Annotated in this window: 25 protein-coding genes and 1 tRNA gene; 7 read left to right on the plus strand and 19 right to left on the minus strand. The window is 55.9% G+C overall.

Features of this window, described 5'->3' with window-relative positions:
* Positions 1–25 precede the first annotated feature (25 nt).
* The 7 genes from PHA01_RS11870 to PHA01_RS11900 all read right to left on the minus strand — a co-directional run bounded on the left by PHA01_RS11870 (position 26) and on the right by PHA01_RS11900 (position 9,270).
* Positions 26–2,230, minus strand: coding sequence for a xanthine dehydrogenase family protein molybdopterin-binding subunit (locus PHA01_RS11870; protein WP_271895640.1), 2,205 nt, complete (start codon positions 2,228–2,230; stop codon positions 26–28).
* A 3-nt stretch (positions 2,231–2,233) separates the two neighbouring features.
* On the minus strand, positions 2,234–2,689 hold the full coding sequence (locus tag PHA01_RS11875) for a (2Fe-2S)-binding protein (protein ID WP_271895642.1): 456 nt from the start codon (positions 2,687–2,689) through the stop codon (positions 2,234–2,236).
* A gap of 150 nt (positions 2,690–2,839) precedes the next feature.
* Positions 2,840–4,390, minus strand: coding sequence for a SpoVR family protein (locus tag PHA01_RS11880; protein ID WP_271895644.1), 1,551 nt, complete (start codon positions 4,388–4,390; stop codon positions 2,840–2,842).
* 13 nt (positions 4,391–4,403) lie between these two features.
* Positions 4,404–5,726: a YeaH/YhbH family protein gene (locus PHA01_RS11885; RefSeq protein WP_271895646.1), complete on the minus strand. Its 1,323-nt coding sequence runs from the start codon at positions 5,724–5,726 to the stop codon at positions 4,404–4,406.
* Positions 5,727–5,750: 24 nt separating this feature from the next.
* Positions 5,751–7,700 (minus strand): PrkA family serine protein kinase, encoded by a 1,950-nt coding sequence (locus PHA01_RS11890; RefSeq protein ID WP_271895647.1) that lies wholly within the window; start codon positions 7,698–7,700, stop codon positions 5,751–5,753.
* 271 nt (positions 7,701–7,971) lie between these two features.
* Positions 7,972–8,805, minus strand: coding sequence for a DMT family transporter (locus tag PHA01_RS11895; RefSeq protein WP_224507842.1), 834 nt, complete (start codon positions 8,803–8,805; stop codon positions 7,972–7,974).
* Positions 8,806–8,856: 51 nt separating this feature from the next.
* Positions 8,857–9,270 (minus strand): VOC family protein, encoded by a 414-nt coding sequence (locus PHA01_RS11900; RefSeq protein WP_271895649.1) that lies wholly within the window; start codon positions 9,268–9,270, stop codon positions 8,857–8,859.
* A gap of 174 nt (positions 9,271–9,444) precedes the next feature.
* On the opposite strand from PHA01_RS11900, the gene PHA01_RS11905 reads away from it, so the two are divergent.
* The gene (locus PHA01_RS11905) at positions 9,445–9,606 is read left to right on the plus strand and encodes a Thivi_2564 family membrane protein (protein WP_209998290.1); all 162 of its coding nucleotides are present in this window, start codon (positions 9,445–9,447) and stop codon (positions 9,604–9,606) included.
* A gap of 38 nt (positions 9,607–9,644) precedes the next feature.
* On the opposite strand, the gene PHA01_RS11910 is transcribed toward PHA01_RS11905, so the two are convergent.
* From PHA01_RS11910 to PHA01_RS11925, 4 genes are all read right to left on the minus strand, one after another.
* Positions 9,645–10,526: a LysR substrate-binding domain-containing protein gene (locus PHA01_RS11910; RefSeq protein ID WP_271895652.1), complete on the minus strand. Its 882-nt coding sequence runs from the start codon at positions 10,524–10,526 to the stop codon at positions 9,645–9,647.
* Between the two features lie 366 nt (positions 10,527–10,892).
* Positions 10,893–11,081, minus strand: coding sequence for a hypothetical protein (locus tag PHA01_RS11915; RefSeq protein ID WP_112526856.1), 189 nt, complete (start codon positions 11,079–11,081; stop codon positions 10,893–10,895).
* 42 nt (positions 11,082–11,123) lie between these two features.
* Positions 11,124–11,525: a (R)-mandelonitrile lyase gene (locus PHA01_RS11920; RefSeq protein WP_271895656.1), complete on the minus strand. Its 402-nt coding sequence runs from the start codon at positions 11,523–11,525 to the stop codon at positions 11,124–11,126.
* Positions 11,526–11,527: 2 nt separating this feature from the next.
* The gene (locus tag PHA01_RS11925; protein WP_271895661.1) at positions 11,528–11,896 is read right to left on the minus strand and encodes an ArsR/SmtB family transcription factor; all 369 of its coding nucleotides are present in this window, start codon (positions 11,894–11,896) and stop codon (positions 11,528–11,530) included.
* A 122-nt stretch (positions 11,897–12,018) separates the two neighbouring features.
* On the opposite strand from PHA01_RS11925, the gene PHA01_RS11930 reads away from it, so the two are divergent.
* The gene (locus tag PHA01_RS11930; protein ID WP_271895664.1) at positions 12,019–13,191 is read left to right on the plus strand and encodes an MFS transporter; all 1,173 of its coding nucleotides are present in this window, start codon (positions 12,019–12,021) and stop codon (positions 13,189–13,191) included.
* A gap of 33 nt (positions 13,192–13,224) precedes the next feature.
* On the opposite strand, the gene PHA01_RS11935 is transcribed toward PHA01_RS11930, so the two are convergent.
* Both PHA01_RS11935 and PHA01_RS11940 read right to left on the minus strand, forming a co-directional pair.
* A complete protein-coding gene (locus PHA01_RS11935; RefSeq protein WP_271895666.1) occupies positions 13,225–13,677 on the minus strand; it encodes a pyridoxamine 5'-phosphate oxidase family protein in 453 nt (150 codons plus the stop codon).
* Between the two features lie 46 nt (positions 13,678–13,723).
* Entirely contained in the window at positions 13,724–14,002 is a 279-nt protein-coding gene (locus PHA01_RS11940; RefSeq protein WP_271895668.1) for a hypothetical protein, read from the minus strand.
* A gap of 366 nt (positions 14,003–14,368) precedes the next feature.
* Between PHA01_RS11940 and PHA01_RS11945 the strand changes: the two genes are divergently transcribed.
* Positions 14,369–14,635 carry a DUF1488 family protein gene (locus PHA01_RS11945; protein ID WP_271895948.1) on the plus strand — a complete coding sequence of 89 codons (267 nt, stop codon included), beginning with the start codon at positions 14,369–14,371 and terminating at the stop codon, positions 14,633–14,635.
* Between the two features lie 190 nt (positions 14,636–14,825).
* On the opposite strand, the gene PHA01_RS11950 is transcribed toward PHA01_RS11945, so the two are convergent.
* A complete protein-coding gene (locus PHA01_RS11950) occupies positions 14,826–15,857 on the minus strand; it encodes a fatty acid desaturase (RefSeq protein WP_271895670.1) in 1,032 nt (343 codons plus the stop codon).
* Positions 15,858–16,287: 430 nt separating this feature from the next.
* Between PHA01_RS11950 and PHA01_RS11955 the strand changes: the two genes are divergently transcribed.
* Positions 16,288–18,459 carry a CHASE2 domain-containing protein gene (locus PHA01_RS11955; protein ID WP_271895672.1) on the plus strand — a complete coding sequence of 724 codons (2,172 nt, stop codon included), beginning with the start codon at positions 16,288–16,290 and terminating at the stop codon, positions 18,457–18,459.
* 10 nt (positions 18,460–18,469) lie between these two features.
* Here PHA01_RS11955 and PHA01_RS11960 read toward each other — a convergent pair whose 3' ends face one another.
* From PHA01_RS11960 to PHA01_RS11980, 5 genes are all read right to left on the minus strand, one after another.
* The gene (locus PHA01_RS11960) at positions 18,470–19,489 is read right to left on the minus strand and encodes a FecR family protein (RefSeq protein WP_271895674.1); all 1,020 of its coding nucleotides are present in this window, start codon (positions 19,487–19,489) and stop codon (positions 18,470–18,472) included.
* Between the two features lie 231 nt (positions 19,490–19,720).
* Positions 19,721–20,101: a DUF6632 domain-containing protein gene (locus PHA01_RS11965; protein WP_271895676.1), complete on the minus strand. Its 381-nt coding sequence runs from the start codon at positions 20,099–20,101 to the stop codon at positions 19,721–19,723.
* 224 nt (positions 20,102–20,325) lie between these two features.
* A tRNA-Arg gene (locus tag PHA01_RS11970) sits at positions 20,326–20,402 on the minus strand.
* Positions 20,403–20,508: 106 nt separating this feature from the next.
* Positions 20,509–21,195 carry a GNAT family N-acetyltransferase gene (locus PHA01_RS11975; RefSeq protein WP_271895678.1) on the minus strand — a complete coding sequence of 229 codons (687 nt, stop codon included), beginning with the start codon at positions 21,193–21,195 and terminating at the stop codon, positions 20,509–20,511.
* Positions 21,192–21,686, minus strand: coding sequence for a MarR family winged helix-turn-helix transcriptional regulator (locus tag PHA01_RS11980; protein WP_271895680.1), 495 nt, complete (start codon positions 21,684–21,686; stop codon positions 21,192–21,194). Before PHA01_RS11980 ends, PHA01_RS11975 begins: the two co-directional genes overlap by 4 nt.
* A 332-nt stretch (positions 21,687–22,018) precedes the next feature.
* Between PHA01_RS11980 and PHA01_RS11985 the strand changes: the two genes are divergently transcribed.
* The 3 genes from PHA01_RS11985 (at position 22,019) to PHA01_RS11995 (ending at position 24,445) form a co-directional block, all read left to right on the plus strand.
* On the plus strand, positions 22,019–22,519 hold the full coding sequence (locus PHA01_RS11985) for a hypothetical protein (RefSeq protein ID WP_271895682.1): 501 nt from the start codon (positions 22,019–22,021) through the stop codon (positions 22,517–22,519).
* Between the two features lie 35 nt (positions 22,520–22,554).
* Entirely contained in the window at positions 22,555–23,412 is an 858-nt protein-coding gene (locus PHA01_RS11990; RefSeq protein WP_271895684.1) for a tellurite resistance TerB family protein, read from the plus strand.
* A gap of 142 nt (positions 23,413–23,554) precedes the next feature.
* On the plus strand, positions 23,555–24,445 hold the full coding sequence (locus PHA01_RS11995; protein WP_271895686.1) for a LysR family transcriptional regulator: 891 nt from the start codon (positions 23,555–23,557) through the stop codon (positions 24,443–24,445).
* Positions 24,446–24,566: the final 121 nt, after the last annotated feature.

A 24,566-nucleotide genomic window follows, 5' to 3' on the forward strand; every position in this document is an offset into this window, starting at 1 on the left:
CCCCCGATGCATTTGTGCAGTTGTTTTAGCTGGATGATTTCAGCATTTCCGGATCGACAGGAAGTGTGCGGACACGCTTGCCGGTGGCGGCAAATATCGCATTCGTCACGGCCGCGCTGACAATGGAGGTCGGCACTTCACCAATGCCACCCGGAGCCTCTGCGCTCTTGACAAGATGGGTCTCGATCACCGGCACTTCATCGATCCGCATGGGAAGGTAATTGTCGAAATTACTCTGCTCCACGCGGCCGTCTTTTATGGTGATCGCACCGTGCAAGACAGCAGTCAGGCCGAAGATAGAGCCGCCCTGGATCTGCGCTTCGATCGTATCGGGGTTGACCGACAGACCACAATCGAGCCCGCAGACGATGCGATTGACCTTGACGGCCCCGTCAGGACCAACCGTCACCTCGGCTACTTGCGCGACATAGGAGCCGAAGATGAAGGCTACCGAAACGCCGCGACCCTGACCATCGGGCAAGGGCGTGTCCCACCCGGATTTCTCCGCAGCCAAGGTCAAAACGCCGAGCGCACGCGGATTGTTTGCGAGCAGCGCCTTGCGGTAGGCAACCGGATCCTGTTTGGCAGCATGGGCGAGTTCATCCATGAAACTCTCGACCACGAACACATTGTGGGTTGGACCAACGCCGCGCCAGAATGCGGTGGGCACACCGGGAGGCTCGACCTGGACATAGTCCACATGGATATTCGGCAAGGCATAGGGCGGTTCGGCTGCCGCCTCGACGGCGTCGGGGTCAAGCCCGTTGACGAATAGTTGCGGGACATAGCGCGCGAATATCGAGGAACCGGCGATACGATGGGTCCATGCGACCGGCTTGCCATCAGCGTCCAGTCCGGCCGACATCCGATCGTAATAATAGGGCCGGTACATGTCGTGCTGGATGTCTTCCTCGCGGCTCCAGACGACCTTGACCGGGCCATCGACCTGTTTTGCTATCTTGACGGCCAATACTGTGCCGTCCGGTTCGAGACGCCGGCCGAAACCTCCACCCAAGAGGTGGTTGTGGATCCGGATTGCTTCCTTGGGAAATCCGGTAACACCGGCAACGAACATCTGCGTTAACGTCGGCACCTGCGTACCCACCCAGATATCGCAGCTGTCCTTCTGCATATGCACCGTGCAATTCATCGGTTCCATGGTCGCATGTGCGAGGAACGGCACCTGGTAAATCGCATCTATGCGCTGGGCCGCCGATCCAAGTGCCTTTTCAGCGTCGCCTTCATTGCGTGCGACCGCGCCGGGCTGCTTCGACTTTTCTTCGAGCTCCATGATGATGTCCGCAGTGTTTACCGTGGCGTGCGGGCCGTCATCCCATTCGATGGCAGCGGCTTCCAGCCCTTTCTTGGCCGCACCCAGATGATCTGCGACCACCGCTACAGCCTCATCGATCTTGACGACCTGATGCACGCCCTTCACGGCGAGGGCTGCCTTTTCATCGACCGTCTTCACCTTGCCGCCGAACACCGGCGAAATCGAAATCGCTGCAACTTTCATTCCCGGCAATTTGGTATCGATGCCATAGATGGCGCGGCCGTCGACCTTCATCGGCGTGTCGACTCGCTTGGCAGGTGTGCCGATCAGGGTGAAGTCTTTTGGTTCCTTCAGCTTGACGCTGTCAGCCGCCGGTACGGGCAGCTTCGATGCAGCATCCGCCAGTTCACCATAGCTTAGGTGCTTCGAGCCGGACGCATCCGTGACCACCCCGTGTGCGGCTTTGCAGGTGCCGGGCTCTACACCCCATTGCTTGGCCGCAGCAGCGATCAAGAGTGTGCGGCCGACAGCGCCAGCCTGACGCAATGGCGTCCAGAACGCTCGTACCGATGATGAAAGGCCGGTTGACTGAATATGCAAGATCGAATTTGCATAGAGCGCATCGTTCGGCGGTGCATGCTGCACCTGGACCTGATCAAGGTCGACTTCCAGCTCCTCGGCCAACAGCATGGCGAGGGAGGTATATGTACCCTGGCCCATTTCGACCATTGGCATGACCAGTGTGACCGTGCCCTTGGGGTCTATACGAATGAAGCCGTTCGGCGCGAAGGGTGCCTTTACTTCATCCTCGGTCACTTGCGCTGCGTTTGCTGCAAAGACCGACGTCGTCGTACCGCCGAGCAGGGCAAAGCCGAGAAGCAGTCCGCCTCCTTTCAGGAAAGTGCGGCGCGACGTGCTGGATCCGGAAGTCGGTTCGTTGAGATTGAGAGTGTCCATGGCTCAGGCCTCCGCTGCTTGCTTGATGGCGGCGCGGATGCGCTGATAGGTGCCGCAGCGACAGACATTGCCGGACATGGCGCTGTTTATGTCTTCATCGGTGGGCTTTGGTGTTTCCGCCAACAGGGCGGCAGCCGACATCAGCTGGCCGGATTGACAGTAGCCGCATTGAACGACCTCGAGGTCTAGCCAGGCTTTTTGCAATGCCGCGCCTTGCGGCGTCTCTCCGATCGCTTCGATTGTTGTAATGGCGCTATCGCCGATGCTGTCGACGGTAGTAATGCAGGAGCGTGTTGCTACGCCGTCGATATGGACAGTGCACGCACCACAGAGGGCCGCGCCGCAGCCGAACTTTGTGCCGGTCATGCCGAGCACGTCGCGTATTACCCAAAGCAGCGGTGTGTCGTCATCGACGTCCACGCTATGAGCGGTTCCGTTAATCTTGAGATTATAGGCCATGGCTTCCTCGAGGGTGGCTGGGGCAGGGGGAAAGGTGGAGTTGACACGAGCTAAAAAGTCAGGGGAGAGCATCTGCGCTCTCGTCAAATCCTCAGCGAAGATACGCCGGATGTAGCGCCGTGTCCACGGGTTGCAGAATAGGTGCTGACGCTATCCCGCGAGCTTACTGGAAGAGGTTTCGTAAAGGGTCTTGTCCGAGCCTGCTTCGACCCCGACAAGGCTGACATCATAACCCCAAAGACGGCGGACGTGCCGCAAAGTCGCGCTGCGCGCGTGCTCGTCGAGAACAATGCTATCCCGCACCGTGTGTTGCAGGTGGAGATGCCGGTTGCCGCGGAAATCCACATCGACGACCTGGATGTTGGGCTGGTTCACGCCAATATCGTAGCTCCGCGCCAAGGTGCTGCGGATACTCTCATAACCGCGCTCATTGTGGATGGACGCAACCCTGTAGTGATTTTCCTTGGTCTCGTCCTCAAGAGCAAACAATCGAAACTTGCGGATGAGCGCCGGGCTCAGATATTGCAGGATAAACGATTCGTCGCGGTGATTGGCCCAGGCGTCGAGCAATGTTCCACGCCAGTCGCCATTGCCGGCAAATTCTGGAAACCAGTCGCGATCCTCTGCGGTAGGCTTGGTGCAGATACGTTCGATATCCTGCATCATCGCAAAACCGAGCGCATAAGGGTTGAGACCGGAAAAGCGTGGATCATCGAACCCTGGCTGAAACACGACGTTGGAATGGCTGTGCAGCATCTCCAGGAGATTGCCTTCGCTGAGCTGCCCCTTGTCGAACATCATATTCATGATCGTGTAGTGAACGAACGTGGCACAGCCCTCGTTCATCACCTTTGTCTGGCGCTGCGGGTAAAAATATTGTGCGACGACACGAACAATGCGCAGGATCTCCCGCTGCCATGGTTCGAGGATGATGCTGTTCTTCTCGATGAAATAGAGAAGGTTTTCCTCCGGAAGGTTGAGTGTCTTCTTGCGCTCGGATAGGTCCCGTTCTGTTTCGGTAGGATCCTCGTCGGCCTTGCGCTGCGGCAGGGTGCGCCATAGGTCGCTGAAGGCGCGCTCCTCATATTCCAGCCGGTCGCGGACCCGCTCCCGCTCTTTCAGGGGGGAATTACGCGGAGGCCGGTTATAGCGGAACACCGCCTGTTCCATGAGTGCATGAGCGGCATCGATAATAGGCTCTACCGCAGCGAGGCCGTACCTTTCCTCGCAGCGTGCGATATAGCCTTTGGCAAACTCCATATAGTTCAAAATGGCGTCGGCATCCGTCCACTGTTTGAACAGATAGTTGTTCTTGAAGAAATGATTGTGGCCGAAGGCGGCGTGTGAGGTCACCAATGTCTGCATCGACATGGTGTTTTCTTCCATCAGATAAGTGATGCAGGGATTGGAATTGATGACCAATTCGTACGCAAGTCCACGATGCCCCTTGCGATAGTGATGCTCTTCATAAACGAAATGTTTGCCGAATGACCAGTGCCGATAGATCAGCGGCATGCCATTGGAGGAATAGGCATCAAGCATTTGCTCGGACGAAATGATCTCCAGCTGGTTGGGATAGACATCAAGACCAAGCTCATCGATAGCGATTTCCTTGATCGCGTCATAAGTGCGGTACAGGGTGTTGAAATTCCATTCGGAACTCTGAAACAGAAGATTCGAGGTGTCTGCGCGCTTGTTCATTCGCCGTTGCCCCTCAACCGCTTTTCGCTGTTTTTGGTTGCTTGGCAAAAAGCTGGTGGAACACCGGATATATGTCCCCGGGCTTGGCTATTCGCGTCATCTGGAAATTGCGCCAGTTTTTTCCAATAAGGCGATAGGAGCGCCAAAGCGAGGTGCCATTGTCCGTCGATCTGAAAATCGCGCTTTCCCGTTCATCCAGAATCTCGACATAGGCATAATATTGGCAAAGCTTCATCAGCTCGTTATTCAGAAGATTGACGCAATTTTCGGAATCGCCCGTCAGATTGTCTCCATCTGAGGCCTGGGCCGCGTAAATGTTCCAGTCCCTGCTTGGATAACGTTCCTCGATGATACGCCGCATTTCCTCCAACGCTGTCGATACGACTGTGCCGCCGCTTTGTGTACTGTGGAAGAATGTCTCCTCATCCACTTCGTGAGCCTGATGGGTATGGCGGATGAAGACGATATCGATGCGCTCGTACCGCCGCTTGAGAAACAGATGCAGCAGGACGAAAAATCGCTTGGCGAGGTCCTTTTCGCGCTCGCCCATGGAACCGGAAACATCCATCAGGCAGAACATGACCGCATTGGAGTTAGGCACGGGCATGGGCTCGAAGCGGTTGAAGCGAATATCGACGGGATCGATGTAAGCCACCAGTTTGCGCCGCCTTTGCAGAACCTCAAGGTCCCGGCGCAATCCGGCTAGGCGTTCGCTTGATACCGCACTTGGTTTAGCCTCCGCCTCCAGTACCGCTATCTCATCGGCGATAGCATCCAGATCGGCTTGCTTCGGTCTCCTCAGGGCAATGCGCCGGCCGAAACTGTTGCGCATGGACCGCCCGACGTTGATATTGGTCGGAGCTCCGGCAGTCGTAAAGCCAGCGCGGCGAGGCTTGAAAGCAATGGCTTCCTTCAGGCTCGACTTGACCATGTCCGGAAGTTCCAGATCCTCGAAAAACAGATCGAGAACCTCCTCACGCGACAGCACAAAACGGAAATCGTCTTCGAGTTCGAGATCGGCTGCGCCGCCTTTGCCGGCACCCGCGCCACCACCCGCACCCGGCTTTGGCAAGCGATCGCCCAGCACAAATTCCCGATTGCCTGGCAAGACATATTCGCGGCGGCCGGTGCCGCGGTCGGGCGAGAAGCTGGGTTCACTGGTGCCACTCACCGGCAGAGAAATTGCGTGCCCGGCATCGACATCCGTTATCTTTTCAGTCGATATCTTCTCATTGATGACCCGCTTCAACTCCACACGCGCGCGCCTCAGAAAGCGCTGGCGATTACTCAGGCTTTTGTCTTTCGGGTTCAGGCGACGATCAATGAAGTTCGGCATTCACGCACCTTTCTTCGGCGGTCGTCAGCCGGCCTTGTTTACCCGCATATACCAATCGACCAAGCGGCGAACCTGCCGCTCCGTATAACCGCGTTCGACCATGCGCTGGACGAATTCCGTATGCTGCTTCTCGGTGGCGCCGTCCTTCTTAGAGCCGAAGCTGATAACAGGCAGCAGATCCTCCACCTGACCGAACATGCGTTTCTCGATGACTTCGCGCAACTTTTCGTAGCTTGTCCACGACGGGTTGCGGCCATTGTTCTTGGCCTTGGCACGCAGGGTGAACTTCACCACTTCATTGCGGAAATCCTTCGGATTGGCGATGCCCGCAGGCTTTTCGATTTGCGATAATTCGCTGTCGAGTATGCCCCGGTTGAGTATTTGCCCCGTATCTGGATCCTTGTAGTCCTGATCCTCGATCCACGCGTCGGCATAGGCGATGTAGCGGTCAAACAGGTTTTGGCCGTATTCACTGTAGGATTCCAGATAAGCTTTCTGGATTTCGTGGCCGATGAATTCGGCATAGCGCGAGGCGAGTTCCGTCTTGATGAAATCGAGATAATTCGCCTCGAGCTCTTGAGGAAACTGTTCACGTTTGATTGCCTGCTCCAGCACATACATGAGATGCACTGGATCGGCCGCCACCTGCTTGGTATCGTAGTTGAAGGTCTCGGAGAGCACCTTGAAGGCAAATCGCGTGCTGATGCCATTCATGCCTTCATCGACACCGGCCGCATCGCGATATTCCTGCACGGATTTCGCTTTCGGATCGGACTCTCTCAGGTTCTCGCCGTCGTAAACGCGCATCTTGGTATAGAGCGGCGAGTTCTCATGCTCCGCCATACGGGTGGAGACCGTAAACCGACTAAGGATCTCCAGCACTTCGGGTGCGCATGGGTTATTCAAGAGCTCGCTCTCACGCAGCAGCTTTTCGTAGATCTGCTTTTCCTCGGTGACCCGCAAGCAATAGGGAACCTTGACCACCGACATGCGATCAAGGAATGCTTCGTTGTTCTTGTTGTTCTTGAATTGCAGCCATTCGGATTCGTTCGAGTGTGCCAGAATGATGCCCTGGAACGGGAAAGCACCGAAGTTCTCGGTCCCGTTGTAATTACCCTCTTGCGTCGCCGTCAGCAAAGGATGCAGGACCTTGATCGGCGCTTTGAACATTTCGACGAATTCAAGCATGCCCTGCGTCGTCCGGTTCAAGCCGCCACTGAAGGAATAGGCGTCAGGATCGGCCTGGCTGAAATTTTCGAGCTGGCGAATATCGACCTTGCCGACCAGCGAAGAGACATCCTGATTGTTGTCGTCGCCGGGCTCCGTCTTGGCAATGCCGATCTGGCGCAGTCGCGACGGCATAATCTTGACGACGCTGAATTTGGAGATATCGCCGGCAAACTCGTCAAGCCGCTTTGTGGCCCATGGTGAGATCAGACCGTTGAGACGACGACGGGCAATTCCATATTTGTCTTCGAGCAAACCGGACATTCGTTCCGGGTGGAAAAGGCCCAGCGGAGATTCGAAGATGGGGCTGATCTGGTTCCCGGCCTTCAGCGTGTAGATGGGCCGGTGTTCCATGAGTTGCTTGAGCCGCTCGGCCAACGAAGACTTGCCGCCACCAACGGGGCCGAGCAGATAGAGTATCTGCTTGCGCTCCTCGAGACCCTGGGCAGCATAGCGGAAATAACCGACGATCCGTTCGATCGTATCTTCCATGCCGTAGAAGTCGGCAAAGGCTGGATAGATCTTGATGGTGCGGTTGAGAAAGATCCGGCCGAGACGTTCGTCATCGCTGGTATCGACCAGGGTCGGCTCGCCAATAGCGTCCACCATTCGTTCGGAAGCGGTGGCAAACATCTTTGGATCATTGCGGCAAGCGAGGAGATATTCCTGCAGGCTCATCTCTTCCTGCTTCTCGCTGCTGTAGATCTCAGAGAAGAGGCTAAATACGTCAGAAGCTTGCGTAGTCATGTTTACCTCCAGCCACGTGCAAATTCAGTGGAATCTGAGCTGAAGGGGCCGCCCCTCGCTCAGAGGATTGCATGCCGAATGGACACAGTGTCGGATGAGTCGCTGCACTGCGCAAGACACTGATTGCTATAATATTGTATATATCAATCAAGATATTGAGATGTGTCCGCCGTCGAACGATTACCATCCCGCATATTTATGTCCTTCCTATGGCTATGTAGGAAGTCCTATTGCCTATAGTAACGGGTAAGATGAAAGAATTTGCGGGAAATTACGCCCCTATTGGCGCAGGGGTGCGATTCTTGAGATTAAGGAGATTGCCCGAAAGGATAAGCGCCGCACCAAGAGCGGTGAAAACATCGATCCGTTCGGAATAGATCAGCCAGCCGAGCACAGCCGTCAGCGGCACGCGCAGGAAGTCCATGGGAATGACTACGGTCGCATCGGCGTACTGCAAGGCCTTCGCCATGCAAAAATGCGAAAACGTGCCGGTGAAAGCAATGATCACCACCCAAGGCATGATATGAAATGAAGGCCAGTGCCAGACATAGATGGCGGGCAGAAGGCCTATCGCCGACTGGATGATCAACATCCAGAAAATGATCTTCACGACGCTGTCCGTTCGGGTCAAAGATTTGACCATCGTGAACGATATGCCAAAGGTGAGGGCGGCGCCGAGCACGATGAGCTGCCCTACCTCCACCGTGCCTATGCCAGGCCGGACGATGATGATGACGCCGATGATACCAAGGGCAATCGTCAGGATCCGCCAGATGTTCAATCGCTCGCCGAGAAAAGCCACAGCCATTACCGCTGTCCAGGCCGGCGTTGTGAATTCGATGGCGATGACCTGTGCGAGCGGGATCATCGACAGGGCCTGCAACCAGGCAAACTGCCCAGCATAATGTGCTGTGTTTCGTCCGAGGTGCTGCCAGATACGCGCGGTCTTCATAGCCCTGAAACCGCCTGATGAGCGTATCAAGGGATAGAGCATCGCAAGTCCGATGACCGAGCGCATTTCCATGATCTGGAAAACGTTGAGCTCCCTCGAGGCTTCGCGGCCGGAAATCGCCATGAGCAGGATGGCGGTAAGCGAACCGGTCATCCAGAACGCTGCTTTCAAGTTGGACTGCTGTACTTCCACGATGAACGGGCGTTACTTCGCGTAGACGCTGGCGAAATCGGCAAAACCCTTGACCTCGATCGGATTGCCTGAGGGGTCACGGAAGAACATCGTCCACTGCTCGCCGGGCTCACCCTTGAATCGCACAACCGGCGGCATGACGAAGTCGACGTCCGCCTGTTTTAGCCTGTCGGCCAGGGCATTCCAGTCATCCAACGGCAGGACAACACCGAGATGCGGCATTGGCACCATGTGATCGCCGACCTTGCCGGTATTTGTTGTTTCGAAAGGCTTACCCAGATGCAGTGAAATCTGATGGCCGAAGAAGTCAAAATCCACCCAAGTGTCGGTACTGCGGCCTTCCTGGCAGCCAAGGATGCCTCCGTAAAAGCGCCTCGCATCGTCGAGATCGGTGACGTGATAGGCAAGGTGAAACAATGAGCGCATTGGAGATATCCTGGTGGGCGGGAGTACGCTGGAACCTAGCAGCAGATATCCAAGCAGACAATGAAAGGTTGCAGGAAATGCAAGGTTTCAACTTCTGCTCTGGGGAACCAAATAACCCAACTGTGAGTTGTATCAGGCTACTTTCGCTTTGATCCCGAAAACAGGAAGTTTGAAATGTCCATATTGATCAGTCTTTTGATCACCGTTCTGGTGATCTTTCTTGTTCTTTACCTCGTCCAGATGCTGCCCCTGGATGCGCGGGCAAAACAGATCGCCCAAGTCATTGTGGTGGTGATCGGTATTATCTCATTGTTGCGCTATCTCGCCGTTTTTTAAGCATTTCAGCGGGCGGGATATTTTGTTCCGCCCGCATTCTATTGCTCCCCCAACTGCTCCAACAACCAATCACGAAACGCCCGAATCTTCGGCACATTCCGCCGGGATTCCGGATAAACCAGCCAATAGAAATGATCGTCATTGCCGACAATATCGAATGGCTGGATAAGCTGGCCTTGTTTCAACTCCGTCTCATAAAAGACGGGTGTGAGAATGCCAACACCTTGGCCCGCGATCACAGCTTTTCCCTCCAGGTGCTGATCACCGAAGCGGCTGAGTGGATTGCCGCGTAGATCGGGTTCTGCCACGCCAGCTGCTGCAAACCATATTTTCCACCATGGATCGCTCGGATCGACAATCGGCAACTTCAGAAGGTCCGCCGGTGTTTTTACGCCACCAATAGTTCCCGCAAGCGTAGGGCTGAGCATGGGCGCAAAGTCGGCGCCAAAAATCTTGTGCGAAACCATGCCGGGCCAACGCCCCCCGCCAGAGCGTATGCCGACGTCGGCGTCCTGGCGGGCAAAGTCAATTATCTCGCGCGTTGCCTGCAACCGCACCGCGAGAGATGGGTGCGCCAACTGGAACGAACCCAGCCGTGGCACGAGCCAGTTGGCTGCAAATGTCGGAATGGTGGTGATCGTAAGAATACCATCGGCGTTTTCACGAGTGGCGGCAATTGCCGCACGCATCATGTCAAACGCCTCGCTGATTACCGGCGCGAGACGCGCTCCGACTTCCGTCAGAATAACCTGACGCGGACGGCGCAGGAAAAGCGCTGCCCCGATTCTCTCTTCCAGGAGCTTGATCTGGTAGCTCACTGCTGCCTGCGTCATTCCGAGTTCTTCTGCGGCATTGGTAAAACTGCCGTGACGCGCGGCAGCTTCAAAGACGCGAATGGCGGCTAGGGGAGGCAGATTCATCAATAGTCTCGCATAAGCTGTCCTTATGCATGCTACTCGGCGTTTTGTTGGAAAACAAGCGCAGAAGGGCGCATCTACAACGGGGACGCAACACGTCACAACATTTGGAGTCGAAGTTATGAACCCCGTGGCATCCACATCGCGCTTATCAAGCCACTCTTCATGGTGGAGTCGAATCGCAAATCCATGGAAGCCCGACAACGACGAAAGTCAGCCTGCCAATATCGATACCGAGGATTTTTCCGATCACTTGCTCAGGGATATCGGTATGCTCGATGGCCGGACTATAAGGGGCGAACGAACAGACCACGACGATTTGAATGATTTGCTCAGCGACCATCCCAAGCGCTTTTTATAGTGCGATGTTCAAGAGTCGAAGTCGGTTTCCAAGCGTTTTTCAAGCGCAACAAGGTCATCCGGCAGTGGCATGCCCATGGCCTTCAACTCGTTGAGGTGTTCGCGCAGTGTCTCGTGAATTTCATGAGCATCCGTTGGCCGTCGCACCATCTCTTCGACCAGAAGCGCGATCCGGGCCTTGATGTCTTCGAACGCCATGGTGGTTCCTTTCACATGCACTGCAAATAGTACATTACCAGATTAATCATGGCCGGAATATTGCGTATCGGAGACCTTTTCCATCCATTCGACGGTTTTACCGTCTAGGGCTTCCTGCATTGCGATATGCACCATGAAATTTTCGGGACCAGCGCCGTGCCAGTGTTTTTCACCAGGCGGAATCCATACCGTATCGCCGACCTTGATCTTTTGTATCGGCCCACCCCAAACCTGCGCTAAACCCGATCCTGACGTTACGTGCAGTGTCTGGCCAAGAGGATGCGTATGCCATGCGGTCCTGGCACCAGGTTCAAAGCGTACAACAGCTGCTTGCAGTCGCGCTGGTGCGCCAGCATCGATAATCGGCTCTACCCAGACGGTGCCGGAGAACCAGTCGGATGAGGCGCGGCGCGTCGGGACCGATCCGGATGGTTTGATGTCCATTTCTATTCTCCTGCAAATTGAGCCGCTTCCGGCATGCCAAGGCTGTTGTACGGCAGTGTTGCTGCAGTAGAAGCGATCACCGTATCGAGGAAACCAGGAAACCGGCTTTCCAGATCGCCGCGTCGAAGTGTCAGTAGCCGTTTTGTACCTTCGGGCCGAACGTGGATGATACCGGCCTCACGCAACTTGGCTACGTGATAGCTGATTGCTGTCTTTGAGCCAAACTGCAGAAACTGGCCGCAAGTCATGGCCCGTTCGCCGTTACGGGCGAGAATGGCGATGATCGCAAGGCGCGTTTCATCACCAAGTGCAGTCAAGACGGCAGGCAGCGCGATGTACTCAGCTGGCGGATGTGGGAGATACTCAGTCATGGGAGTTTTAATAGCAATTGTCAGGAGAGATTTCAATGTTCAATAGTTGTTGAACTTTATTCTTGACACCCGGAGAGAGTAGGTTCATTAGTTCAATGATCATTGAACATTAAGGTGCTCCCATGGATATTCGTCTCGTCGGATTGGCGCTTGGCACATTTGCAATCGGCATTGAGGGATTCGTTGTCGCCAGCCTCCTGCCGCAGATCGCCGGAGACACAGATGTTACCTTGGTGCAGGCCGGCTACCTCGTCGTGACCTATGCCTTGGCTTATGCAATCGGCGCCCCGATCGCTGCTGCACTCACAGGTGCATTCGAAAGGCGTAACGTCCTGACAGGCAGCGCTCTCATATTTGTGGCAGGCGCAATTCTTGCCGCCGTTTCACCGACATATCTCCTCCTTATGGCCGCACGTGTGTTGATCGCGGTGATGGCGGGGCTCTATGCAGCCACGGCTCAGGCGACGGCAGTCGCCATTTCTGAACCACATCACCGTGCGCGTGCCATCGCTGCAATTGTCGGTGGCACGACGCTGGCAGTTGCCTTTGGCGCACCGCTTGGCGCCTTCATCAGCGACTTGGCAGGGTGGCGCGGCACCTATTTCTTCATCGCTTCGATAGGAGCGTTGGCTACCCTGATCGTCTGGTTCCTTGTGCCGCGCGGGCTCTATGCAGATCGATTGACCCTGGCGCAACGCCTTGGCGTTATTCGTCATCCCGGGTTAGCGCCGGCGCTCTTGACTATGCTGCTTTACATGACCGGCGCATTTGCGGTTTACACGTATGTAGCGGCTATCGCCGTCGAAGGCGTCGGACTCAGCCATTCAATGATGCCAGTCGTATTGCTGACGTTCGGGATTGGTGCTGCTCTTGGAAATATCCTCGGGGGACAGCTTTCGGATCGTCTCGGAGCCAAGAAAACTGTCATTACGGCATCTGTGCTCAACGCCATCGTGCTGATGGCCGTGAGCTGGATCATGCAATTGCCTGACAATATTGCCGGTCCGGCTCTCATCGCAATCATGGTGGTCTGGGGCGTCATCGCCTGGATGTTCCCGCCAGCGCAGGCGAGCCGGGTTCTGGCCATTGCACCAGAAAGCGCGCCATTGGCTTTGTCGCTCAACTACTCGGCGCTTTATCTCGGCGTCGCACTCGGTTCGATGATCGGCGGGCTCGTCATTGCCAATGTCGGCCTCGAATATCTCGGCTGGATCGGCGGTATATTCCCGCTCATGGGTCTGGTTGTCATGCGGCTGGCAGGGTCGCCAAACAAGCAGCAACTGTCCGTCGCCTGACTGAACATAACCGGCATTATTGGTTACACGGGTCTATTCGCTTTTGACGGCCTTGTGCCCGGTGGTCTGAAGTATCGAAATACGGAAGTAAACCGGTTCCAGGGTTCGTTCATGGTCTCGAATGACGGTCTTCACAAAAGCAGGCTGCCACCATTCGGCGCTCTTGTTCAAAAGCGCATGGGCCGTGTTTCTGCCGTCGATATGATCGGGTTCCTTCGTAAGTTCCTCGAACTTGCCAGTCACAATGACACTCTGCCAATTGTTCGTCGCGGATATCTCATCGAATTCAACGCAGACATGCGGATTTGCGCGCATGAAGTCGACTTTCTGCCCAGCGGTCGTGAATGAATAGAGAAACACGGCATGATAGGCGAAAGTCAGCGGCACGATGTAAGGTCGATCGTCCTTTGCACACGCCAACCTGCCGATCGTTGCTCTTTCGAGCAATTCCCGGATTTCCTGCTGTGTCATCTCTTTAATAATCATCGGCCCACCGTTTCAACAACGAGAATTTCAGCATCGGGACCAGCCGTCAAGATTCTTCTTTCCGATCGAAACTGCTGCGCTCCTTGGTACTCCACATGTCAGCAGCCTCAAGATTATCCTCAGTCGCAATTCGTTCGTGTTTCTCATCGTTATCGCGGACGCGGTATTGCAAGGAACCACCCGCCGCGGGTAAGGTTGCCATAATCTCGAACGTCGCGGCCGATTTCACCTTGTTGCCGCCCCAGCCCTTCATACGGACTTTCTGGCCGACCGCAAAGCGGTGGCTTGGTATATCGGGTGTCTTGTAGCGTCGATGCATGTTCATCGAGAATTCTCCTGGTAGATGATTTGCTTTGGTTGACGATGTGCAGTTCGGCGGGACAGTCCACCGGTTCCAGTTTGTCGCATACGGAACTTTAGGTCTGGGAGGAACTGATGGACCGAAATATTCGACATCCCGAGGAGCCAAACTGGCTCAATTCGATCCGGACAGAGTAATACAGATTGCACTCCAATTGCGTCGTCAATGAGTGCCAAAGAAAAAATTAAATATTATATATAGATAACCATTCAATCAGTATTTATGTTAGAGTGATAGTCTGCCAAAAGGCCCCATAAGTCAAATTTAATCGCAATATAAGCGGGCGACTAGTCAGAATAATATTAGAAATAGTAGTGATCGGTATCGATGATGGCATTAAGTTTTCCTAATCGCAGTCGCAGTTACGATGCGGCGGGCCAACGCGTGCGCTTCATCGGCTACGACGGACTTTTCCAGGTACCGTTCTTTGTTGATATTGACGTTTTTGCCAAAGTATCACCGACGCCGGAATCGGCCGAAGACGATTATCTCGCGGCATTCGACGCGGCGCGTGCGTCGATCCAGAGCGCGGCAACAAAGGCCTATTCCCACGGACGCAAAACCATGTACGTTCTGACCGTAACGGACTTTCGTTAGTAGGTCCAAGCTTTGAAAGGAAAGTGTGGACCGGATGGGACAGGCGCTCGTCTGCCATTTCGTTGGCCAGGATTGGAAACCGGAAAAACGTTCCTGTCCGCCTTGCCATCACGTCCGGTTGACACGGTCATCACACTTTCCAGGAAGTCAACGGCCCGGCTGGAAGATGGTTCCGAGCTTTTCGCTTGCTTCAAGCCAGCTTTTTGGCCTCGCGAAACGAGATAAGCTTGCGACGATTTTCATCCCAAAGGACGAGGTCAACGCAGCGAAGACTTTCCATGATGGTGATGCGGCCGACATTGCCGAGCTCCGGATAGTCTTTCAGCACTTCCGGAAGCCGGTAACAGGGAACCCTCGAGGACAAATGATGCACGTGATGAATACCGATATTGCCCGTCATCCAGCGCAGCACGGCCGGCAACACGTAATGCGAAGAACCATGCAGCGCGGCCTCTGCAAATTGCCACTCGGGACCGGACGACCAATGCGTTTCTTCGAACTGATGTTGCACGTAGAACAGCCAGATGCCGGCAGCGCCGGCCAGGGTGACGATCGGCAGATGGATCAGGAGAAACGGACCGACGCCAACCAGCCACATAAGAGATATCGCCAGAACCGCTATTCCGAGATTGGTTGCCATCGTCGAAACCCACGGCTCCAAGCCGGAACGCATCATGCCGAAGGGTAGTCGCTGTTTGAAGATGAAAAGCCAAACGGGTCCGATACCGAACATCACAGCTGGATGGCGATAAAGCCTGTACCCAAGCCGGCCCCAACGCGACAGGGCGCGATATTCCGCAACGGTCAGCGTCGTAATGTCACCATCGCCGCGCTCGTCGAGATTGCCGGCCGAAGCGTGATGCAAAGCGTGCGTACGACGCCAGTAATCATAAGGGGTCAGCGTCAGAACGCCGATCACTCTGCCGGTCCAGTCATCCGTGTGACGATGGGCAAAAAAAGAGCCATGCCCGCAATCGTGCTGGATCATGAACAGCCGAAGCAGGAAGCCGGCAGCGGGGACAATCAATACCAGACCCCACCAGTATCCATAATGCACGGCCGCCCAGGTCAGTGCCCAGAAAAAAGCGAACGGAATGACAGTAACAGCGAGTTCGAAGGCGCTGCGTCCTCTGTGCGGTTTACGGTAGCTGGAAAGAATCTTGAGCCAAGGACGGTCGCCCGAGCCAATTGCAGGTAAAGTTTTAGCGAAAGTGGTTTTCATCGGCTATCATACCCTTGGCGTGCCAGCGCGCGCAAGATGTTTCGACAAGAAACATTTGGTGAATTCACAGCCTGTGATTTCTGTTTGGTTGTATGTACGACACCAACCGTGCGACGTCGTTTTCGGGTTCATGGCTGGCTAGAGGCGAGGCCCGACGAAAGACCTTTTTAACTGGGGGTCAAGCGCCGAACCTCTGTACCCAGGGGAGGGCAGGATGAAGCGTGACTCTCGGCAACCCCTTCGTCAAATTACATTCGGGTGCGCCACTCTTTGCAATTTGATGGCAAATGATGTCCCGATTGCATAGAAGCCAAGAAAAATGCAGCATACCATTTCTGGCGCGGCGGCAGGCCATCAGACCGGACTTACTCCTCCGGGTTAGAACTCCTTGTCGTCAGGCTTTCGGTAGAAGGGGTCTGATACGGCATCCATGACGCGCGCGCAGCAAGTTGGCGTACTTATCGGCTTAGCGATCGTAGCGGCGCTCACGATCCTGCGGGCAAGTGACCCGCCACTGCTGAAGCAGGCCCGCGACCTCACATTCGACGAATATCAGCGCATCGCGCCACGAACGTTCGAAAACCTGCCCGTCAAGGTCGTCGATATAGATGAAGCCTCGCTGCGGGAGTTCGGTCAGTGGCCATGGCCGCGGGACCGGCTTGCCACCCTAGTCGACAGGCTCACTGAAATGGGGGCATCGGCAATCGCGTTTGATGTTCTTTTCGCTGAACCGGACCGCCTATCGCCGCGTACTGTCGTGCGAGACGTTGCCGGAATCGATCCCTCGCTGCTTGGTCAACTGCCTGACAATGATGAAATTTTTGCTCAAGCGATTGCCGGGAAACCTGTCGTCCTGGGCTTTGGCTTGTCCAACGAAGGGAATTATCGCCCACAGGTGAAGGCCGGCTTTGCCTTTACAGGTGAAAATCCTACCGGCGCGCCTCCACGCATCAAGGCCGCAACACCGTTGCGGCCGGAATTTGAAACGAATGCCGCCGGCATCGGGCACATCAGCCTCAATCCCCGTGACCCATCGGCGGTCGTTCGCGCGGTTCCGCTTTTCCTGAGCGATGGCGAACAGCTTTATCCCAACCTCGCGCTTGAAGCGCTACGCGTAGCCCAGGGCGCTTCCACCTATGTGCTGGCAGGGGCGACAAACGTGCCTAACACCATAACCATGGTCAAAATCGGGGAATTCGAAGTTCCCGTGACTGCCGAGGGTGAACTATGGCTCTATATCACCCCCGATACCGCCGAGAGATATATTTCGGCCAGGCAGGTGCTGGCGCCTGGAGGCGCCGCTCCCGAGATAAAGAACGCTATCGACGGCAGCATCGTCTTTATCGGGACATCCGCTGCCGGGCTTCAGGACATCCGTACCACTGCCCTTGGACAGAACGTGCCTGGCGTTTCGCTGCACGCGCAAACCGTCGAGCAGATATTGTCGGGACGGTTTCTCTCGCGTCCGGATTGGGCAAATGGGCTCGAAATCCTGTCGATCGCAGCGATGGGAAGTCTGCTCGTGATATTGACGACTTTCGTTAGTCCGGCCGTCGCCTTGGTTTGCGGGCTACTGATCACGGTTATGGCGCTTGTCGCGTCGTGGCTCGCTTTTTTCTACGCGGGCCTTTTATTTGATCCGCTGGCGCCCATCGTCAGCGGGTCGATAACCCATTTTGCGGCGACGTCGTTCCGCTTTCTGGTAATCGATCGGGAACGCCGAGCGGTCAGACGCGCATTCGGTCACTATCTTTCGCCTTCGCTGCTGTATCGTATCGAGCACACGCAGAATGCATTGCGCCTTGGAGGAGACGACCGGGAACTGACGGTTATGTTTGTCGACGTCCGCAACTTTACCGAAATCAGCGAGCGCCTGACTCCGGCAGAAGTCGTATTGTTCCTTAATACGCTTCTTGATGCGCTCAGCCGTCACGTGATCGCCAATGAAGGAACTCTCGACAAGTTTATCGGCGACTCGATAATGGCCTTCTGGAACGCGCCTGTGGATGTGGCCAACCATGCCAACAAAGCGGTCCATGCCGCATTGGCCATGCGTGAGACACTCGCGCGCCTCAATCAGGATAATGCGTTTGGCTTTGGAGACGAACAGAAGGTCGGAATAGGTATTGGTATCCATACGGGACTTGCATGTGTCGGAAACATGGGTGCGGAGACACGCTTCAATTATTCCGCCATCGGTGATGCGGTCAACATTGCTGCGCGCATCGAATCCTCGTGCAAGGAGGTCAGCTTCGACATTCTTGTGTCAGACAGCACAGCCGAAATGCTGCCGGGCTATGCTTTGCTTGAAGCAGGCGCCCTCGCCTTGAAAGGGAAAAGTATGCGGACCAGGCTTTTCGCGGTGGTCGGTGATGAAAAGCTCGGCGTTACTGCCGAATTTGTGCAACTGCAGGCGATCCACGCCCAACTCATCGAAGCCTTACGGTTGCGGTCTTCAAGCAGTCGTAAATTCTTGCGGATCGTAAAATTGCAGGCGGTGGAACTCACAAGCGGTCTGCCAGAATTCTATCGCCGTATATCGCGCCGATCCGATCACTTCATCGATCAGCCGGCAGGGAAGGACCGGTCCCCCGACACGTGATCGGATCTGGTTATCTGTTGTGCCTTGGTCCATTATCATCCCGGTTGTCGCGGCCTCTATCGTGATCGTGGCGATCTCTACCGCGCCGATCATCATCATGCCTGTCATGGTGATGACGATCTTTATCATGGTGTCTATCGTGATGATGCGGCTTATCTGGTTTGTCCGGCTTGGATGGTGGATCCGTCCTCGGCGTGGCCGGCGGTGCGGGCGGATCTGGGGGGGCTGCAGCAGGCGGATCAGATGCCCGAAGACTTTGAGGAGCAGGCGGATCAGGAGCTCGCGGACTTTGCGGGGCGGGACTGGGTGCTCTGGCTGGAGGAAGCGAGCCATTATCCGCAGGCTCCGCTGCTGCCATCGAAAGGCCGCACCCTGTGCCAGTTATTCCCAATCCTCCCGAGAGCTTTTGATTGCCCGACAGGAAGGGCAGTGCCTTCGTACTGCCCAACGTCTTGAATATGTTCCGATCGACGCGGCGAGTATCGGTTATTTGGCCATTGGGCTTGGCAACGACACAATCGCAACGGCGCTTCATTTCTTTGCAGCCGCCCGCGCCGCAAAATCGCGCCGAACCATTCAACAGGACAACTGCTGTGGTTCCGTCTGGGCCCACATAGAAGTCGAATGCGGTTCCACGTACGCCGATCGTTCCGGCAGGGGTCAAGATATTGTAGGCCGACGACTTTGAGTTTCCACTGACCCAGCGAAACGTTCCCTTGGCAGCTTTGATCGTCAGATTTTTGACCGAGCTGGTGTCATCATAGACGAACTTGTCGATCGTAACCGATGAGCCCCAGCCCACCGCCAGCTTGGTACCATCACGGAACAGGAATTGACCAAGACCCGACTGAGAGGTCTTGATCTTTTCGTCCCGATGGACTGGCGTATCCACCGCGATAGGGCCGCCTCCACCAGTTACTTCCGTTTTGATAAGGACAGCCTCACCGACAGGCTCCGCCGCCATCGTCGGCAGCGGGCTTGAAAGCATCATACTGAGCGCCGCTACGGCGGCAGCACGCGAGTACGGCATTGGACCCCCATCTGAAGCGGAACATAGTACATGCGATAGGGACAAGTGTCCCTTCATCCTTATTGGTTAGAGAGATTCTGGATCAGGACTGCCGTGATCTTGCATTGGAGAAGGGTCGGCAGGGGGTAGATCAGCGAGCGTCGACTGTTCAACCGGGATTGGCGCAGTAACGTCAGACTCCGCAATTCGCGGTCAGATGTAGACGGGCATGCTAGATTGGCGCTTCGGCCTCTAGCCGTCGTTCGCTGCGCCGTAGGTCAACCCGCCGAGCACCGCCGCCACGAGTAGCAAGGCTGGCACGTCGCCCAGCATATGGCCCATATGCGCTCCCGGGCTGTAGGACTGGACCGCCATGATCAGCGCGTGCACGATACTCGACCAGATCGTGAACTCGATTAGCGACCGATGTGCCAAGGGATCGCGCGACGCACGGATCAGAAATAACCCAAGCGTTGCGTATATGCCCACGATCATCATGAAATAGTGCGAAGCGGTCGGCGGGCCATCATGCCAAGCCCAACCCGACGGCCAGATAATCGCGAGTGGATAGACCAGACAGAATACGACACCGAAGGCAAACAAAGCGATCTGTAAAAATTTTAGCCGGGACATGTGCGCGCTACTTTCTCAAGGAACCGAACGGCATTCTTCGTCAGAAGCATATTTAAACCAGCCACCCATGAAACGGATTGCTCAGGAGTCAGCGCCACCCGGCAGAATTATTCGCGATCTATAAAGTGGACCAAAGCGGTCCGATTTTGCCTGCTTACCTATAGGGGCCGCGTTTTTCGATCGGCGATTACGTAAGTATATCCATCGGAAATCATTATGTATTTTGGCGCACCCGACAGGATTCGAACCTGTGACCTCTGCCTTCGGAGGGCAGCACTCTATCCAGCTGAGCTACGGGTGCTGATACAAGGCTTGGCCTTACATGCGCGAAGCGTTTCTAACCGATGCGAGCCAAGGCTTCAATGGAGAATTTCAGTTGTGTGCTGGGAAATGGAGGGCATTCGTCGTTACGCTTGATCAGGACGCTTGATGACGGCGAAGTTCATCTCGGAGCGCGCGCGAAAACCCATCGCCTCGTAAAGCGAGATGGCGGGCGTGTTCGTGGCATAGACATGGAGGTAGGCAATCTCATTGCTTGCCGAAATCTCGCCAGCGACGAAGCGAAAGAGCATCGTGCCGAGACCGCGACCCTGAAAATCGGGATGGACACAAAGGCCGCTGAGTTCGGCAAAGCCGGGCTGACGCATCCGCTGACCAGCCATGGCGACAAGGCTGCCGTCGATCTTGACACCCCAGAAGTTGCCGAGGCTTTGGGCGTGAAGTGTGAAGGGTCCGGGTTTGGTCAGCATGGCCAAGGCGAGCATGTCGGCTGAATCGGCTTCTGTCAGCAGTTCGATCCTGCTGTCGCTGATCCGCTCGAAGGCCTGTTCGGCGATCATCTGCACGAGCTTGGCTTCGGAGACAACCGTCAGGCCTTTTGGAACTGTGATGGCATCGGATTCGACGAGCGCCATGACCTCATGGGCAGTGACCAAATTCTCCAGGGCCTCCAGGCTTTCGGCCCTATTGTCGGCTGCGGCGGCAAAGGGGACGATGGAGGGTGGATACCGGCGGGCGCGCTCACTGCCTTGGGCCAATGCCGAATGGGTGGTTCTAAGGGCACTCCAGGCCGGGCGGTCGAGAACGTGGCTCACGATTTCTGCTCCTTGTCGAATTTGCCGCGATTGGCAAGTGGCGCATCTGCAAGCCGGCTCTCGATTGCCGTCAGTTGTTCCAGGATTGGGCCAGGAAGATCGTCACAAAGTTCGCTTACTGCCCGTTCTATGCGCGGCCAGATCAATCGTTTCGAATAATCGACAAGTTCACGTCCCTTCTGCGTCAGCGATACCAGCTTTCGACGCTGATCCTCAATTGAAGTCTGCATGTCGACATATCCCAGTTCCTGAAGCTGCGAGATGATGCGGGTGGCACCCGGTTGTGTGATACCGACAGCTTGGGCAAGTTGCCCTGTGGTCAGCGGGCCGGCACGGTCGATCGCCGCAAGGAAGGGATATTGAGCTGACTGGATGGGGACGCCGAACTCTTCCATGATACGCTGCGTATCAGCCTGAAGGCGTTCGCCGATACGGCGGAAGCGGCTGCCGAGGCAGAGGAAGCCCAACGATTTGACGATATCTTCAACCAAGATGGTTCCTCGCGACAAGTTATATAATACGTTATATAACACGTTATGAAACTGAAAGCAAGAGCGTTGGCAGAATGCGCCAGTGCGGGCCAAGGCTTCAATGGCAAATTTTGTTTGTGCGCAAGGAAGGTGTGGGAATTCCCGAGGGCAGGGCCCAAGCTTCCAATCTTGTCATGCACCTGACGTGTGGGAAGTATAATGTCCCGAACTGATGCAGCCTTGGGCCAAAAGGCGAACTTTGCGTTGATTCCCACCTCGCACGGCGTAATGATGTCTCACAGGTGCTTGGCTGGGCCATCAAAGGCCTCATTGACAGAAAAGGGAAACTTCCCATGGCGACCAAGACAGATTTCACCGCAGAGGAATGGAGCGAAGTGCTTGGCAGCGTCATGATGGCGGGGATCGCAATCACATTCGCCGATCCAAGCGGCCTCATCGGCATGACCCAGGAGGGACTGGCCAGTGGCAGCGCACTGCTCGCAGCCAAGACCGATCCGAATTCTAATGCCTTGATCAAGTCGGTGGTATCCGACTTCGAGACGTCCGAGGGACGCACGACAGCGCGCGGCCTGATCAAAAGCAAGCTTGCTGGCAAGCAGGCGGCCGAGATGAAAGGCGCTATCCTGGAAACGCTCGGCCAAGCCGTCGCACTCGTTGACGCGAAAGCTCCAGATGACGCTGCCGGGTTCAAGGCTTGGCTTTATAGCATCAGTGAACGCGTGGCGAATGCAGCCAGCGAAGGTGGTTTCTTGGGTTTTGGCGGCGTTCGGGTGAGCGACGCGGAAAAAGCCACTCTGGACGAGATTTCGAAGGCGCTTAAGCTCACCGCTTGAACGGCCAGATCAACATTTACGAGAGGAACGTTTCAATGGCCAGCAACCAGTCAGTGCTAGAGCAGATGCTTCAAGCTGCGCTGCAGGGAGGTGGACTGCGCGCGGGCCAAGGAACGAGTAGGCCTAGCCAGCCGGCGCCGGGCGGGTCGGGCAATCTTAGCGATATTTTGGGAAGCCTGCTGGGCGGTAGCCCAGCAGCGGGTGGGGGCGGAGCAGCCGTGGGCCGATCGGTTCCTAGTGGCAACGGTGGGCTTGGCGACATTCTGGGCAGTCTCCTTGGGGGTGCAGCAGCCGGCAACGGCGCGAGCAGTGGCGGCGTTCCAACGAGATCGCCCCAGCCCCAGGCCCAAATGCCACAAAAGGCAGGAACGAACGATCTCGCCCGCTATGGCGGCATGGCGGTGATCGGCGTACTCGCCTACCAGGTGTTCAAGCGATATCAACAAGCTGGACAGTCGGAAGCAAAATCGTCCGGAATAGATACGGCTGCAGTGGCGCCGCCGGCCGACAATGGTTTTCATCCAGCGCAGGCGCCTGGTGGGGCCGATGCCCTCTCAGGTGTGTTTGTCAAGGCAATGGTGGCCGCGACACAAGCCGACGGCGCCATCGACGAAGATGAACAGCGTAACTTGGCCGGGCGCCTTGATCAGCTCGGTATCAGTTCCGCCGACCGCCGCGGCTTGGCCGAACAGCTGACGACGCCTGTGGATCTTCGAGAGATCCTAAACGCCGCGACTTCGCCGGAGGTGGCGCTCCAGATTTACATGGCTTCAGTTCTGGCGATAGCGGTCGATACACCCGCTGAGAGAAATTATCTCGACGGGCTCGCGCGTGCTCTTAAGATCGATCCGAGGCTAAAGGCACAGGTCGAACAAACTCTGGGCCGCGCCTGACGCGCCGATGGAGCTGCGGTCCATAGCAGGCCTCACGTGATCAACCAGGCATGGCGCCCTGCATCGTGCCAGTTCGACATAGTTCGGCCATTGGCATCACGCTCCGTTTGCGTGAAGATGGCCGCAGAAAGAGTCGAACACCATGAACCTGCGCTTCGTCGAAACATTCCTCTGGATCGTCCGCCTCGGCAGTTTTAGTGCCGCTGCGGAGAAACTGAATACAACTCAGGCTTCGATCTCCAACCGCATTGCCACACTCGAACGCGAACTTGGCGTTCAGCTGTTTGATCGCGACATGCGCACTGTAAAACTGACACCCGTTGGCCAGCAGGCGGTGCCCAGAGCCGAAGAAATTGTGAAAGCTGTCGGAGAATTTCGCGAGGCGATTGCCGACCCCACCAGCCTGAAAGGTTCAGTCAGCATAGGCACGATCGACTCCATCGTCCACTCGTTTCTGCCACGCCTCGTAGAGCGTGTCCAAGAGCGCTATCCGGGGATCGCCATCGACCTCAACGTCGACACCAGCCTCAATATGGCGCGGGAAATCATTGAACGAAAAATTGACCTGGCGTTGATCATGGGACCGGCGCTTGATCATGGATTGGTCAATATCGATCTCGGCACCTATCGTTGCGTCTGGGTCGCGAGCCCCAAATACGGCTTGGCAGGCAAGAAACTCACACTCGCCGACCTTGCCAGCTACCCCTTGCTGGCCTTCTCAAAAGGCAGTGTTCCGCATCATGGGCTGTTGCAGCAGTTTCGCGAAGCCGGGCTTGAAGCACCGGCGATCTCGAACTCCAATTCGCTTGCCACCATTATGCGTCTCGCCAAAGATGGCCTTGGCGTTGCGCCTTTGCCGCGCGTCATTCTCGGCGAATATGTCGATGCAGGTGCACTGGAGATTCTTGACGTTACGCCAGCGTTTCATCCGCTGACATTTCATGCGGTCTATGCCGATCACCCGGACAGTCTTCTTCCGTCCATCATTGCCCAGATGGCAGCTGAAGTATCACTCTGCATGGCCGACGCGTAAGAGCATTCTGACGGAACGCGACAGCGGGCCACGTATGCATAAGAAAAATCTATAGGATTGCTCAATTATTTCGAGTTTGTCTCACCACGATATTTTTCGCACGATCCCTTCACCGAAAATG

Source organism: Candidatus Phyllobacterium onerii (assembly GCF_028331445.1).
Classification (GTDB): domain Bacteria; phylum Pseudomonadota; class Alphaproteobacteria; order Rhizobiales; family Rhizobiaceae; genus Phyllobacterium; species Phyllobacterium onerii.

Excerpts from the sequence above, each read along its gene's own strand:
- PHA01_RS11870 (WP_271895640.1), bottom strand. The coding sequence starts at position 2,230 with ATGGACACTCTCAATCTCAACGAACCGACTTCCGGATCCAGCACGTCG.
- PHA01_RS11875 (WP_271895642.1), bottom strand. The coding sequence starts at position 2,689 with ATGGCCTATAATCTCAAGATTAACGGAACCGCTCATAGCGTGGACGTC.
- PHA01_RS11880 (WP_271895644.1), bottom strand. The coding sequence starts at position 4,390 with ATGAACAAGCGCGCAGACACCTCGAATCTTCTGTTTCAGAGTTCCGAA.
- PHA01_RS11885 (WP_271895646.1), bottom strand. The coding sequence starts at position 5,726 with ATGCCGAACTTCATTGATCGTCGCCTGAACCCGAAAGACAAAAGCCTG.
- PHA01_RS11890 (WP_271895647.1), bottom strand. The coding sequence starts at position 7,700 with ATGACTACGCAAGCTTCTGACGTATTTAGCCTCTTCTCTGAGATCTAC.
- PHA01_RS11895 (WP_224507842.1), bottom strand. The coding sequence starts at position 8,805 with ATGACCGGTTCGCTTACCGCCATCCTGCTCATGGCGATTTCCGGCCGC.
- PHA01_RS11900 (WP_271895649.1), bottom strand. The coding sequence starts at position 9,270 with ATGCGCTCATTGTTTCACCTTGCCTATCACGTCACCGATCTCGACGAT.
- PHA01_RS11905 (WP_209998290.1), top strand. The coding sequence starts at position 9,445 with ATGTCCATATTGATCAGTCTTTTGATCACCGTTCTGGTGATCTTTCTT.
- PHA01_RS11910 (WP_271895652.1), bottom strand. The coding sequence starts at position 10,526 with ATGAATCTGCCTCCCCTAGCCGCCATTCGCGTCTTTGAAGCTGCCGCG.
- PHA01_RS11915 (WP_112526856.1), bottom strand. The coding sequence starts at position 11,081 with ATGGCGTTCGAAGACATCAAGGCCCGGATCGCGCTTCTGGTCGAAGAG.
- PHA01_RS11920 (WP_271895656.1), bottom strand. The coding sequence starts at position 11,525 with ATGGACATCAAACCATCCGGATCGGTCCCGACGCGCCGCGCCTCATCC.
- PHA01_RS11925 (WP_271895661.1), bottom strand. The coding sequence starts at position 11,896 with ATGACTGAGTATCTCCCACATCCGCCAGCTGAGTACATCGCGCTGCCT.
- PHA01_RS11930 (WP_271895664.1), top strand. The coding sequence starts at position 12,019 with ATGGATATTCGTCTCGTCGGATTGGCGCTTGGCACATTTGCAATCGGC.
- PHA01_RS11935 (WP_271895666.1), bottom strand. The coding sequence starts at position 13,677 with ATGATTATTAAAGAGATGACACAGCAGGAAATCCGGGAATTGCTCGAA.
- PHA01_RS11940 (WP_271895668.1), bottom strand. The coding sequence starts at position 14,002 with ATGAACATGCATCGACGCTACAAGACACCCGATATACCAAGCCACCGC.
- PHA01_RS11945 (WP_271895948.1), top strand. The coding sequence starts at position 14,369 with ATGGCATTAAGTTTTCCTAATCGCAGTCGCAGTTACGATGCGGCGGGC.
- PHA01_RS11950 (WP_271895670.1), bottom strand. The coding sequence starts at position 15,857 with ATGAAAACCACTTTCGCTAAAACTTTACCTGCAATTGGCTCGGGCGAC.
- PHA01_RS11955 (WP_271895672.1), top strand. The coding sequence starts at position 16,288 with ATGACGCGCGCGCAGCAAGTTGGCGTACTTATCGGCTTAGCGATCGTA.
- PHA01_RS11960 (WP_271895674.1), bottom strand. The coding sequence starts at position 19,489 with ATGCCGTACTCGCGTGCTGCCGCCGTAGCGGCGCTCAGTATGATGCTT.
- PHA01_RS11965 (WP_271895676.1), bottom strand. The coding sequence starts at position 20,101 with ATGTCCCGGCTAAAATTTTTACAGATCGCTTTGTTTGCCTTCGGTGTC.
- PHA01_RS11985 (WP_271895682.1), top strand. The coding sequence starts at position 22,019 with ATGGCGACCAAGACAGATTTCACCGCAGAGGAATGGAGCGAAGTGCTT.
- PHA01_RS11990 (WP_271895684.1), top strand. The coding sequence starts at position 22,555 with ATGGCCAGCAACCAGTCAGTGCTAGAGCAGATGCTTCAAGCTGCGCTG.
- PHA01_RS11995 (WP_271895686.1), top strand. The coding sequence starts at position 23,555 with ATGAACCTGCGCTTCGTCGAAACATTCCTCTGGATCGTCCGCCTCGGC.